9 protein-coding genes are annotated in these 13,360 nt (G+C 61.0%); 8 read left to right on the top strand and 1 reads right to left on the bottom strand.

Going from position 1 to position 13,360, the window contains the following annotated elements:
- The 6 genes from V7660_RS13870 (at position 1) to V7660_RS13895 (ending at position 8,140) form a co-directional block, all read left to right on the top strand.
- Positions 1-429, top strand: coding sequence for an MAPEG family protein (locus V7660_RS13870; RefSeq protein WP_335603648.1), 429 nt, complete (start codon positions 1-3; stop codon positions 427-429).
- Positions 430-489: 60 nt separating this feature from the next.
- Entirely contained in the window at positions 490-1,563 is a 1,074-nt protein-coding gene (gene prfA / locus V7660_RS13875; RefSeq protein WP_335603649.1) for a peptide chain release factor 1, read from the top strand.
- A 28-nt stretch (positions 1,564-1,591) separates the two neighbouring features.
- Entirely contained in the window at positions 1,592-2,425 is an 834-nt protein-coding gene (gene prmC, locus V7660_RS13880) for a peptide chain release factor N(5)-glutamine methyltransferase (RefSeq protein WP_335603714.1), read from the top strand.
- A gap of 196 nt (positions 2,426-2,621) precedes the next feature.
- Positions 2,622-3,296, top strand: coding sequence for a DUF4167 domain-containing protein (locus V7660_RS13885; RefSeq protein WP_335603650.1), 675 nt, complete (start codon positions 2,622-2,624; stop codon positions 3,294-3,296).
- Positions 3,297-3,496: 200 nt separating this feature from the next.
- Positions 3,497-6,118: an ATP-dependent chaperone ClpB gene (clpB, locus tag V7660_RS13890; RefSeq protein ID WP_335603651.1), complete on the top strand. Its 2,622-nt coding sequence runs from the start codon at positions 3,497-3,499 to the stop codon at positions 6,116-6,118.
- A 60-nt stretch (positions 6,119-6,178) separates the two neighbouring features.
- On the top strand, positions 6,179-8,140 hold the full coding sequence (locus tag V7660_RS13895; protein ID WP_335603652.1) for an alpha/beta hydrolase family protein: 1,962 nt from the start codon (positions 6,179-6,181) through the stop codon (positions 8,138-8,140).
- Between the two features lie 43 nt (positions 8,141-8,183).
- Here V7660_RS13895 and V7660_RS13900 read toward each other — a convergent pair whose 3' ends face one another.
- Positions 8,184-9,563: a M23 family metallopeptidase gene (locus tag V7660_RS13900; protein WP_335603653.1), complete on the bottom strand. Its 1,380-nt coding sequence runs from the start codon at positions 9,561-9,563 to the stop codon at positions 8,184-8,186.
- Positions 9,564-9,742: 179 nt separating this feature from the next.
- Here V7660_RS13900 and V7660_RS13905 point away from each other — a divergent pair, with 179 nt between their 5' ends.
- Both V7660_RS13905 and V7660_RS13910 read left to right on the top strand, forming a co-directional pair.
- Positions 9,743-13,084 carry an intermembrane phospholipid transport protein YdbH family protein gene (locus V7660_RS13905; protein WP_335603654.1) on the top strand — a complete coding sequence of 1,114 codons (3,342 nt, stop codon included), beginning with the start codon at positions 9,743-9,745 and terminating at the stop codon, positions 13,082-13,084.
- Positions 13,085-13,160: 76 nt separating this feature from the next.
- Positions 13,161-13,352, top strand: coding sequence for a YnbE family lipoprotein (locus V7660_RS13910; protein ID WP_335603655.1), 192 nt, complete (start codon positions 13,161-13,163; stop codon positions 13,350-13,352).
- Positions 13,353-13,360 lie beyond the last annotated feature (8 nt).

The following is a 13,360-nucleotide window of genomic DNA, read 5'->3' on the forward strand; positions in this document are numbered from 1 at the left end:
ATGCCAATCAATGTCGAATTTCTCTATCCTGTCCTTGCCCTGGTCGTGTGGACGCTGATCCTCTGGTTGTGGATGTATGCTACGCGCATTCCGGCCATGCAGAAGGCCCAGATCAACCCGGATGATGCCCGCCATCCCGGTACCTTTGGTGACAAGCTGCCGGCAAATGTCCGCTCGGTCGCCGATAATTACAATCATCTCCATGAGCAGCCGACGATATTCTATGCGCTCGTATTCTTCGCGGCGCTGACGGGCGGCGGGGACCATGTCGCGACCCTGTTGGCCTGGATCTATGTCGGCCTGCGCATCGTGCATTCCTTCGTCCAGATCCTGTCGCCGAAGGTGACTTTGCGTTTCTCTGTCTTTGCGCTCGCCTCGATCACGCTGATCGTACTGGCTGGCAAGGAAGTGATCCGCATTCTCGTCTGAGGCAGGCAATCACAGCCGAAGGGACTTATCAGGTGGCCAAAAGCGCTCTAAAGGGCGCGGATGGCTACTCTTTCTCTTTCCCGGCTCCAACAGGTTGTTGATCGTTTCGAACAGGTCGAGGCGCGCATGGGCGCGACGACCGAAACCGACGAGATCATCGCCCTGTCCAAGGAGCATTCCGAACTCAAACCCGTCGTCGACAAGGCACGGGAAGTCATGACTGCACGCAAGGGCCTGGAGGAGGCGCAGGCACTGGCTTCCTCTGGCGACGCCGAAATGGCGGAACTCGCCCAGATGGAAATCGAGGACATCAAGGACCGCCTGCCGAACCTTGAGCAGGAGATGCAGGTCCTGCTGCTGCCCAAGGATGTCGATGATGCGGCGAACATCGTGCTTGAAGTCCGGGCCGGCACGGGGGGCGACGAGGCCGCGCTATTCGCGGGCGATCTCTACCGCATGTATACCCGCTACGCGCAGACCATGGGCTGGAAGGTCGAAGTGGTCGACGCCTCTGAAGGCGATGCCGGCGGCTATAAGGAAATTGTCGCCAATATTGCTGGCGATGGCGTGTTTGGTCACATGAAATGGGAAAGCGGCGTGCACCGCGTCCAGCGCGTCCCGGCCACCGAGACGCAGGGCCGTATTCATACGTCGGCGGCGACCGTGGCGGTTCTGCCTGCACCTGAGAATGTCGAGATCGAGGTGAAGCCGGAAGACATCCGTATCGACACAATGCGGTCATCCGGCGCCGGCGGGCAGCACGTCAACACGACGGATTCGGCTGTGCGGATCACGCACCTTGCGACTGGTATCATGGTGACGAGTTCGGAAAAGTCCCAGCACGTCAACCGCGAGAAGGCGATGGAACAGCTGAAAATCCGCCTCTACGAGAAAGAGCGCTCCGAGCGCGACGCGGAACGCGCCGAAGCGCGCGCCAGCCAGATTGGTACCGGCGACCGCAGCCAGAAGGTTCGGACCTATAATTACCCCGAAAACCGCGTCACCGATCACCGCATTGGCCTGACCCTATACTCCCTCGACAAGATCATCACCGGCGACAAGCTGAACGATGTTGTTGAAGCGCTGATCACGGAAGACCGGGCCCGGAAGCTGGCCGCAATGGAGGCAAACTGAGCTGCCTGGCAAGACGTATGATATCCTGCTGGCAGAAGGCGCGGCTCAATTGCGCGAGGCCGGCATAGAGACAGCCCGGCTCGAATCCCGCTGGTTGCTAGCCCATGTTGCGGGCTGTCAGTCGGCAGACCTTATCGCGCGTGGCGGCGATCCGGTTTCGGATGAAACCATTTCCGATTTTTCAGACGTCATAGCGCGCCGCGCCACGCGTGAACCGCTCCAGCACATCCTCGGCACGACCGAATTCTACGGGCTCGACTTCCTGAGCGATGCCCGCGCGCTGATCCCGCGTCCGGACAGTGAGATCGTGGTCGAGGCCGCCCTCGCGCGCATCCCCGAGGGGCAGCCGGTCTTCGTCGCCGACCTCGGAACGGGGAGTGGATGCCTTCTCTCCGCGATCCTTGCGCATCGTCCCGAAGCGAGCGGGGAAGGCGTGGAGGCGAGTCCGGAGGCCGCGGCGCTCGCCCGCGAAAACCTGTCCCGCCTCGGCCAGTCTGATCGTGCGTCCATTCACGATGGCCCCTGGTCTGGCTGGCAGAAATGGAATGAGGCGGACCTGATTATTTCCAATCCTCCCTATATCGTCAGCGCGGAGATGGCCGGCCTGATGCCGGAAGTCAGGGACCATGATCCGGCCGCAGCGCTGGATGGCGGCGCCGACGGCCTCGACGCCTATCGGGAGATTGTCCAGTTGGGGGCCGCAGCCATGAAACCCGGTGCCTGGCTAGTGTTCGAGATCGGGTATGATCAGAGGGAATCCGTCAGCGGGCTGCTTGAAATGGCGGGATTCGAGGCCATCTCCTGTCTGAACGATCTCGGTGGAAATGACCGGGCCATCGTCGCGCAACGCCCTGTTGTGTAATACTTACATTTCTTCTTGGCGTATTGTGAAAGTCACGCTAGAAGATTCTCGTGAGACGGCGACCACACACGGTGTAACTGCATGTCCCCCTCACAAGACTCGCGCAAATCAAGGGCTGGGGCCACTTTATCCAGAAGGCCGGTTGCGCTGGGAATTGCCTGAAAACAGATCAGGCGCATGAAACGGGAAGATCTGCATGAAACGTTCACGTGGGCGCAATCGTCGCTCAGGCGGTAGCAGCCAGAACAGCCATAACAATCCGAATCGTCACTATGAAAGCGTCGGTCCGGATGTAAAGATTCGTGGATCTGCCCAGCAGGTGCTGGACAAGTATCAGCAATATGCTCGTGACGCGCAGACGAGCGGCGACCGGATCCTGTCCGAAGCCTATTACCAGTTTGCCGAACACTATCAGCGGATTGTGGCCAAGCAGACGGAAGCGAAAGAACGCTCCCAGCAGCAGCGCAACCAGAATCGCGACACTCGCCGCGACGACCGTGATGACAGTGACAGCAGCAACTCCGACAGCGACAATTCCTCCAAGCAGGAAGCCGAAGTCGAATCGCGCACCAAAAGCCGTGATGACGATGACCGCTCCAGCCGTGACAGCGAGTCTCCTGGCGAGGCTGCTTCCCGCAGTGATGAGTCTTCCGAGAGCTCCGACCGGTCTGAAGATAGCGATGACAAGGCTGAAAAGCCCCGCTCGCGCACCCGCCGCAAGCCTTACGCCAAACGCGAAAAATCGGACGACGCCCCTGAGGCTGAGACCGATGGCGTGTTGAAGACTGTTTCCCGTGGCCGCCGGAAAGCGGCGCCAAAGGCAGATGATAGCGCCCAGCCCAAAGAGGCGTCCGCCGAAACCACTGACTGAGGGTGAGGCTGTCATACACATTTCAAAGAGCCCGGCTGCCATCTCGCAGGCCGGGCTTTTTCTTGCGCCTATCGTAACAATACGGGCGGTTGTAAGACAGATAAAGGCTACCCACATCAGGGAAGAACCGGATACCGGCTGCCGCTGAGCGGGGCCATCATCCAGAACCTTCCATGATCTGCCTTTCAAAGGGGATGTAGATGAATATTGAACAATATACCGAACGCGCCCGCGCGATCATCCAGGGCGCCCAGACGGCTGCCCTCGCAAACGGGCATCAGGTGCTGACACCGGCCCATGTCCTGAAAACCATGCTGGAAGACCGCGACCAGCTGGCTGTGAACCTGATCCGCGCAAGCGGCGGCCGGCCGGAACTGGTGGCGCAAGGCGTTGATACAGCGCTCGGCAAATTGCCCAAAGTGCAGGGCGCAAGCTCCGGCCTGCGGCTCGAACAGGCAGGGGCCCAGCTTTTCCAGTCGGCAGAAGAGGGCGCCAAGAAAGCGGGCGACAGCTTTGTTACCGTCGAGCGCCTGTTGCTGGCCCTGGCCAGCCTGAAGAATGATCCGGCTGCAGACGTGCTGGCAAATGCCGGCGTCACACCTTCTGGCCTCGAAGGCGCGGTGGCCGAGCTTCGCCAGGGCCGCACGGCCGACAGCGAGAATGCCGAAGAAGGTTATGAGGCGCTCAAGAAATATGCCCGCGACCTCACCAAGGATGCCCGCGAAGGCAAGCTCGATCCGGTCATTGGCCGCGACGAGGAAATCCGCCGCGCGATCCAGGTCCTGTCCCGCCGGTCCAAGAACAATCCCGTCCTGATCGGTGAGCCCGGCGTGGGTAAAACCGCCATCGCCGAAGGCTTGGCGCTGCGCATCGTCAATGGCGATGTACCAGAAAGCCTGAAGGGCAAACGCCTGCTTGCGCTCGACATGGGCGCGCTGATCGCCGGGGCGAAGTTTCGCGGTGAATTCGAGGAGCGTCTGAAAGCTGTGCTGAATGAAGTTCAGCAGGCGGAAGGCGGCGTCGTCCTGTTCATTGACGAGATGCACACGCTGGTGGGCGCAGGCAAGGCCGATGGCGCGATGGATGCCTCCAATTTGCTGAAGCCAGCCCTGGCGCGCGGCGAACTGCACTGTATCGGTGCGACCACGCTCGACGAGTACCGCAAGCATGTCGAAGGCGACCCCGCTCTGGCGCGCCGGTTCATGGCGGTCTTCGTCGATGAGCCGACCGTAGCTGACACGATTTCCATTCTCCGTGGCCTGAAAGGCCGGTATGAGGCCCATCACGGGATCCGCGTATCGGATGCGGCGATTGTGTCTGCCGCAAATTTGTCGAACCGCTACATCACGGACCGTTTCCTGCCGGACAAGGCCATCGACTTGATGGACGAAGCTTCCGCGCGCCTGCGCATGCAGGTCGACTCCAAGCCGGAAGAACTGGACGAAATCGACCGCCGCCTCCTGCAGCTCCGGATCGAAGCCGAAGCCCTCAAGAAGGAAAAGGATGCCGCTTCCGTTGATCGCCTGAAGACGATCGAGAGCGAGATTGCAGACCTGCAAACAAAGTCTGACGAACTGACGTCGACATGGTCAGCCGAGAAGAACAAGCTGAAGGGCGCTGCCTCTGCGAAAGAGCAGCTCGACCGGGCCTATGCCGATATGGCGGAAGCCCAGCGCCAAGGCGATCTCGCCAAGGCGTCCGAGCTGAAATTCGCGACCATACCGCAGCTCGAAAAGCTGATCGCCGAAGTCGAAGGTAGTGAGGATGACCAAGGCGACGGTGGCCTCGTGTCCGAAGTCGTCCGTCCAGAGCATATCGCTGCCGTTGTCTCGAAGTGGACAGGCATTCCTGTCGACAAGATGATGGAAGGCGAGCGTGAGAAACTGCTCAAGATGGAAAACGATTTGCGCAAGCGGGTCGTTGGCCAGGATGCGGCGCTGGAAGCTGTTTCCAATGCCGTGCGCCGGGCGCGTGCGGGCCTGCAAGATCCGAACCGGCCCATCGGCTCTTTCCTGTTTGTCGGTCCGACCGGCGTCGGCAAGACCGAGCTGACCAAGGCGCTGGCCGAATTCATGTTCGATGACGATACCGCGATCCTGCGGCTCGACATGTCGGAATTTTCCGAGAAGCATTCCGTCGCCCGTCTGATCGGCGCGCCTCCCGGCTATGTCGGCTATGATGAAGGTGGTGTACTAACGGAATCGGTCCGGCGCCGGCCCTATCAGGTCATCCTGTTCGACGAAGTCGAAAAGGCCCATCCGGACCTGTTCAACACGCTGTTGCAAGTCCTTGATGATGGCCGCCTGACCGATGGTCAGGGCCGTACGGTCGACTTCAAGAACACGATCATCATCATGACATCGAACCTCGGTGCAGATGCGCTGGCGAGCGGTGAGGAGGGCGATGTGTCGGACGCGGCGAAGGATGCTGTCATGGGCGCCATCCGCATGCATTTCCGGCCGGAATTCATCAACCGGATCGACGAGATCGTCTTCTTCAAGCGGCTGGGCCGTGGCGAGATCGACCATATCGTCGACATCCAGATGGAACGCCTCGAAGCGCTTCTGAAGGACCGGAAGATGACGCTGCAGCTGAGCCTTGATGCCCGCAACTGGCTGGCCGCGCGCGGCTATGACCCCGTCTATGGGGCGCGGCCCCTGAAACGGGTCATCCAGAAGGAACTTCAGGACCCGCTTGCCCGGCTTCTGCTGGAGGGGCGCATCCATGATGGCGAGACCATCGAGATCGGCGTCGAGGGCGACCAGCTCTCCATCAACGGTGTCCCGAACGGGTTCGCAAAAGGTGCAGCGGCCCTGAACTAAGGGTTGATCCCTTTCAGTAATCATGGTGGCCTTCCTGGCAACAGGGAGGCCATCTTGCATTTGAAGACAAAGATTTTGCCCGCGCTCGCGGTGATACTGGCGGCTGCACTCCAGACGGCGCGTGCGGACACGAACGAAATTGCCGAACTCTATGGCCGCGCCGCAGGAATCGCCTCGCCTCAGATATCCCCCCAAGGCACGCACCTTGCCATCGAATGCGCCCCCCAGGGGCTGCCATCTCTATGTGTGTTCGATCTGACGGGTGGGGCCGAACCTGCGCTGCTGGGGCTCGACTCTACCTACCGCCTGAAGGATTTCTTCTGGGCGGATGAAGAACGCCTGATCTTCCGCTTCGGCTCTTTCGAACGGTTGCAGACCCAGAGTGGCATGCAGGAATTCGAAGCCAAGCGCGCGGTCTCGTATGATGTGAATTCCGGCGAGTCGACCATGTTGATGAGTGACATGCGGGGCATGGTGAATACATCGAACATCGTTTCCCTGTTACCGCAGGAAAAGCACAAGGTGCTTGCGCTTGGCTGGATGTATGATGGTGGCGAAACGTCCGGAACGATCATGCCCACAAAGTCCACGGGCGGGTGGCTGCCGCGTACCTATATTGTGGACTTGAAGAATGGAAAAAGCCGGAAGGCCGAGACATTTCCCAAGCATACCGATGAGGTGGTGTTCGATCAGTATGGACGGGAAGTCGCCCGCCTGCGCCGCGATACGAACCTTGGCACGTCCACCGTCTACAAGGGACGCGACGAGATTTATTCGGAAACCGATATTGATGTCCGGAATCTCAGCCTCATTGCTCTTGAGGAAAGCGTGGGCGATCTCATCGTCTGGATCGACCGTGGGGAAAATCATGGCCTCAATTACATGTCATTGCGTGACGGTGCGATATCACCAGTCATGATCGGGGACCGGCCCGCCAGCGGCGCGGCGACCATTATTGATCCGTATACGCGGACTCTGGTGGGCGTGGAGTATGGCGGCGAATGGGACCAGCAGGTCTTTCTTGTGCCGGAACTTGATGCCGCCCAGTCGGCGATCGAGGCTGCCATGCCGGGCAAGCATGTGACGATCACGTCATGGACAGCGGACAGATCGAAAGTCACCGTCGCCCTGGAAGAGGCCGGGCGCCCCGCCGATTACTTTGTCTATGATTCCGCAGCCGGAACCATGGGCGGACTAGGAAGCGCCGGATCCCATCTGGTGAATCGCCCTGTCGGAAATGTCATTTCGATTTCGTACGAGGCGCGTGATGGCTTGACGGTGCCCGGCTTTGTGACGCTGCCGCAGGGCAAGACGCAGGCGGACGGGCCATTCCCGCTGGTCGTGTTGCCGCATGGCGGGCCTTTCTTGCATGACACGGCCTCGTTCGACTGGTGGTCGGGTGCCTATGCAGAAGCCGGCTATGCCGTGCTGCGACCGAACTATCGTGGATCGACCGGATCAAGTCCGGCGCACCACTTCGCTGGCTATGGCGAATATGGGGGCAAGATGGTTGACGACGTCATAGACGGCGCCGCATGGGCTGTGGCGCAGGGCCTCGCCAATCCGGGGGGCTATTGCATCGTCGGAGGCAGTTATGGCGGATATTCCGCGCTCATGGTGGCGGCGCGGGATGCCGCTCAGGTCAAATGCGCGATTTCCGTGAACGGGGTCACCGACCCGATCCTGCGCCTGGCGGACTTCACCCCGAAAAGTGATGCCTACAATGAGTATGAAGCCATGTTGGGATCCGGCCGTTTCTCGGACGAAGCCAGCCGGGCGGCCATCATGCCAGTACGTCAGGTGAATACCATTTCTGCGAACACGCTGGTCATGCATGGCCGGGAGGATACCCGCGTGCCGTTCCGCCAATTCACCCAGATGCGCAGCGAGGCAGGAAACCGTCCGAATTTCACCTTTGTGGAAATGGAAGGCGAGGATCACTTCCTGCAGTCCACATACGCACGGACAGATGTGCTGAAGCAGACGCTAGCCTTCCTTCAGGCACATCATCCGGCACAATAGACCAGTGAATGCGCGGAGCCTTATTGGCTCCGCGATACTCCGTTTACGGTGAGCGGGGATTGACCAGCGGGGTGGCCGCCATCAATTGCGCGCCTTGGGCCGTGCGGATGGCGTCGATCTCGGCCTTGCGGGCTTCGAACTCGGCCAGCATGTCCGGCGTTTCCGCCAGCTTGCGCCCGGTCGGCAGTTTAAGCTTCATCGCATTGACCGGCTTGCCCTTGATGTAGACTTCATAATGCAGATGCGGACCCGTCGAGGCGCCGGTGGATCCGACATAGCCGATCACGTCACCCTGACGGACACGCTTGCCGGCACGCACACCCGGTCCATAGCGCAACATGTGCGCATAGGCGGTCTTGTAATTGTTGGCGTGCTTGATGCGGACATAATTGCCATAGCCGCCATAGCGGCTCGCGCGCTCCACCGTGCCATTGCCGGCCGCATAGATCGGCGTCCCGGACGGGGCGGCGAAATCGGTGCCCTTGTGCAGGCGGTTATAGCCGGAGATCGGATGGCGGCGATTGCCGAAGGATGACGACAGGCGCGCGCCGTTGATCGGCGTCTTCATCAGGAATTTCGTGGCGCTCTCGCCATTCTCGTCGAAATAATCGGGCACCCCGTCATCGCTCGGCGCGAAACGGTAGAAGCCGCGCGTCAGGGCACGTCCGTTCAGCTTGGCATAGACGAGGTCACCGCTCTTCACGGGCGTGCCGTGCTCGTCAACCTGGGTCTCATAGACCATCTCGAAGGAGTCACCCGGATGGATCTCCCGCTGGAAATCCACGTCATAGGCAAAGGCGCTGGCAAAATCGACGACCTGCTGGTCACCGGCGCCCAGCTTGCGGGCAGCCTCATAGATCGAGGTTTCGATCGGCGCCGCCACACGGTGATAGGTCGGGCTGAGGCGGGCTTTCAGCTCGCTGGCCGTCCAGCCACCGGAGGCCGAGCGGGTAATGAAGAGGTTGCGTTCGGCATCTGCCTTGATGTTCAGGGCGGTCAGCTGGCCATTCGTGATGAAGGCATCTGCCTTGACCCCCGGGCGCAGGCGCCTTGGGTCCAGCAATTCCTTTTCATAGATCGTGTGCAGCGCGGCGGCGGCATCGGAAGGCTGCGCGCCGAGCCGGGTAACCAGTTCGGTCAGTGTCTCGCGGCTCTTCAGCGTGTCGCTCAAATGATCAGGAGTGCCGAGACCGGGCTCGAATTCCGTGGCGGACAGCAGTGTCGTCGCCAGCGGCGGCGGGGCCGGGGAGGCGTGCGCGGCCCCCATTCCGACCGGATCGTTGGACGGGCCGATCGTCACCAGGCCCAGAACTGCCGAAACAGATCCCAGCAGGCCCAAGACGACCAGGCTTTTCACCCCATGCGACACCGTGCGGCTGGGCTCGGCGGTATTAGTCTCAATTGTACTCACGTCATGCATCATGGCGCGCTCTCCCTCACTCCAGTGCCACCCAGCACCTCTGTCTCTCAGGACTGTGAATGTCAGAAGGACCTTTTATACCGTTTATACGTTAAGAAACGACAATTTTGCTCAATTTGGCCTTCTTGCTCTCCTACAAATCCTAGTAGCCAACCAAAGCAAGAAGCAAGCCGGAACCATCAGTGAATACGCCACATTACAAAGATTTAGAGGTTGAAGGCTCGAAGACGGGCAGGCGGCGCCTGAAATGGGGGCGGTGGCTGCTGGTGGCGATCCTGACCCTGATCCTCCTGTTTGTGGCCCTTAGCTGGCTGGGACGGAAGTACATCGCCCATCAGGCCCTTGCCCAATGGTGCCACGAACAATCCTTGGTCTGCGAGGCGAATATCGAGCGCCTCGGACCCGGCGGCGCGGTGATTTCCGGCGTCCGGGTCAAATCCGGCGACCATGTGCCCTTCAGGGCGGAAGACGTGACGGCAAACCTCACCTGGAAGGGCTTGGTCCCCTCGCTTGGGGCTGTGGCGATCACGGCGCCTAAATTGCGCGGCACACTGGATGATCGCGGCATTCGCTTTTACGGGCTTGAAGGCCTCGGCAGTAGCAGTTCTGGCGGGGAAGGTAGCAGCGCTCTGCCCCCGGTGAAGATTACCGATGGTCGGGTCGTGCTGGTCACGAGCGCTGGCGAGATCGGCGCGTCGGTCAATCTGGAAGGCGAATTCCCGCAATCTGGCACATTGCAGATGACGCTGGACCCGGTGTCCCTGTCCGGGCCGGACGGTACGCTGGTCTGGTCGGAAGGGCGGATCGACGTAACCGCGAGCGACGGCCAATTGGAGGGCGAGGCGTTTCTCGATCTGGCCGAGGCCGATGTCCGGGGCGTTCAGGCCCGTGACGTTCAGCTGACCGCCCTGCTGAACTCGCCGCTCAGCGGAGAGGGCGACACACAAATTGTCTGGGATGGCGACATCACGAGCGCAGCCTGGGGCGGCTATGCCGTCTCGGAGGCAGCCACGAGCGGCCGTGCCATTCTGGCCCGCCTGCCATCCTCGGACCTCGACTCGATCCTCACTGCTCTGGTTGAGGCCTCGGCCGAAGCGAACGCCGTCAAAGTGTCCGGCAGTGCATTTGCCGGCCGTGACATCGCACTGGAATTCGATCTTGAAGGTGAAGCGGGACGCGTGAACGGCCCAATCCTCGCCTCTGCCAACGATCTTGAAATCCCGCAGGGGCGGGCGCAGGCAGCCTCGATGCGCGGAACGCTCCTGCGGTCCGTCGACGGCGACATCGGGTTCGAAGCTGACCTGTCGACCTCCGGCACGTCGCTGAACGCGGGAACGACCAGCCAATTGCTCGACTTCGTGAATTTGCCCGATACGTTCGCCGCACATGAGACCAGCCTCACGAACGCGCTGCGTCGTATTCTGGCAGCGTTCGATGGGGCCGCGTCCGTTCAGGCCCGGCGCAGCGCGGAGGGCTGGGCGATCTCGGCGGAGGGACCAGTGCAATTGACCTCTCAATCCGGGCTCGCGCTGGGTATTGAGCCGGGGCCGGAAGGCCGTTGGCTGTCCTGGGCAGGGCACGACCGCTCCGTGACGGGGCATCTCGACATGAGCGGTGGCGGCCTCCCGGCCTTCTCCGCAGACCTTGATGTCCGCATGGGTGAGGCCGGACTGTCCCGGTTCAACGCAACGGGTCTGAGCCTGTCGCCGTGGACAGCGGGCGGACGTACCCTGTCGGCCAATCTCAAGCAGATCGACTATGAGCGTGTCGGAGAAGGGGAGATGACCCTTCAAACGTCCGGCCGCATCGGCGTGGCTGGAAACCTGTCCGGCTTCGATCTCAACTCTACCAGTGTTGCGGGAGAATTGCTTGTCGCGTCGAGCAAGGCCGGTTGGCGGGTGTCCACACCGAACCGGGCCTGCCTGACGCTGAACAGCCAGGGACTGCGCTTTGGGTCTGTCAGTCTTGGCGCGTTCCAGACGCCGATCTGTCCTGAAGGCAAGGATTTCGTCGCGCCGGGGGCCGGGTTTGCGGGCGCGACCAGGCTGGGAGACTTGTCGCTTCCGGTCGCCTTTTCGTCCAATTCCGGCACGGTGAAGTTCACCAATGCCGCGATCGACTGGACGGGCGGCAAGACCGCAAGCGTATCAGCCGTCTCGGACACGGTCGCGCTGGCCCTGAACATTGGCGAGGAAACCCTCACCATTGAAGGGGACGCCCTCAGATTGGGCGTTGCCACGCGAATCAACGCTGCCCCGGCGCTTTCGGCCCGACTGGGCGCAACCACATTCAACGGCTCGCTCATTCCCGCCAACGTCACCTCCAGCGACTTCCGCTTCGATGGCACGACCGGAGACAGCGGCGTGAAGGGCGGCATGAGCGCCGATGGCGTGATCATCCGGGATTATCGCGACGACCCGCTCTACCAGCCCCTGACGGCAGACCTGGACGCAACGCTCAACGGCGCGGACTTCTACATGACGGGGCCCCTGAGGCTGGCATCCAACGGGATCAGCGTGGCGGACACGTTGTTGCGCCTTGATGTGACGAAGCTGAGCGGGAGCGCGGGTATTGAGAGCCGTGACCTGCAATTCGAACCTGGCGGATTGCAGCCCTGGCGGCTGTCGGACAGGCTGCGCGGCGTCTTCACCGATGCGCGCGGCGGACTGGCGGCGTCTGCACGGTTCGACATTGTCGAAGGCAAGATCGAAGGGACGGGTCAGGTGTCGGTGTCCGAATTTGGCTTCCAGACGACCCGGCTTGGCCGGGTGCAGGGCGTCAACGGCACCGTGACATTCAGCGAGCTTCTCGCGCTGACCACAGAGCCCGGCCAGACCATTTTGGTTGAGCGGCTGAATCCCGGTGTTCCGCTGGAAAATGGCGAGATCATCTTCCAATTGGTCGAAGGGACGCAATTCAAGGTCGAGTCGGCCTCCTTCCCATTTGCGGGCGGCACGCTCGCGCTGCCCTCCTTTGTATGGACGCTGGGCGGGGAGCAGCAGAACATTGAAGTCACGGCGGATGCCATCGAATTGGCGAAACTGGTAGAAGTGCTGAAACTGCCGGATACGCGGGCCACGGGCACCGTGTCCGGTCGGTTCCCCATCGACATTGACGGTACGAACATCCTTGTCCGTGACGCCCGTCTGAAAGCCGACGCCACAGGCGGCTACATCTCCTATCAGGGCTCGGCCGGGGATTCCGCCGGGGCGGCCGATCCGAATGCCAAAATGGCGTTTGAGGCGCTGAAGGATTTCGATTTCACCGTTCTCGAACTCGGGCTCGACGGCAATGTGCGAGACCGGATGACGATCTCCCTGATCCTTGAAGGCAAGAGCCGGAAGGGGATTGCGTATGGGGATGGAAATCAGGTGCTGACCGGCCAGCCCTTCCTGTTCACGATCACCGTCAATTCAGCGCTCGGGGAACTCTTGCGCAATGCCCAGTATTATACCAGTCAGAAGAGCCTGACGGACGAGGTTGTGAAACAGGTCACGGCGAAACGGCTCGACGAATCTGAATAGCGCGCAACGACCAACTTCATTGACGTTAAGGTTGCTTATGTCATGGTCGCCGCTGAACCCTGAGGAGCGAATCCTGATGAATTTTTCCAAAGCCCTGCTGGCTGGTGCGGGCGTGGCAGCATTGGTTGCCTGTACGCCGACAGTCCGCATTGAACCCTCCGACAAGCCGATCAAGATCGATTTGAACGTAAATATTACCCAGGAAGTCCGCGTGATCCTCGACAAGGAAGTCGAAGACCTGATCGCGGACAATCCGGACCTGTTCTAAACTCGCGA

It is taken from the genome of Hyphomonas sp., from assembly GCF_036964145.1.
Lineage (GTDB): Bacteria > Pseudomonadota > Alphaproteobacteria > Caulobacterales > Hyphomonadaceae > Hyphomonas.

What these genes read in the sequence shown, in the direction of transcription:
- V7660_RS13870 (WP_335603648.1), top strand. Translation starts at nt 1, where the DNA reads ATGCCAATCAATGTCGAATTTCTCTATCCTGTCCTTGCCCTGGTCGTG.
- prfA (WP_335603649.1), top strand. Translation starts at nt 490, where the DNA reads ATGGCTACTCTTTCTCTTTCCCGGCTCCAACAGGTTGTTGATCGTTTC.
- V7660_RS13885 (WP_335603650.1), top strand. Translation starts at nt 2,622, where the DNA reads ATGAAACGTTCACGTGGGCGCAATCGTCGCTCAGGCGGTAGCAGCCAG.
- clpB (WP_335603651.1), top strand. Translation starts at nt 3,497, where the DNA reads ATGAATATTGAACAATATACCGAACGCGCCCGCGCGATCATCCAGGGC.
- V7660_RS13900 (WP_335603653.1), bottom strand. Translation starts at nt 9,563, where the DNA reads ATGATGCATGACGTGAGTACAATTGAGACTAATACCGCCGAGCCCAGC.
- V7660_RS13910 (WP_335603655.1), top strand. Translation starts at nt 13,161, where the DNA reads ATGAATTTTTCCAAAGCCCTGCTGGCTGGTGCGGGCGTGGCAGCATTG.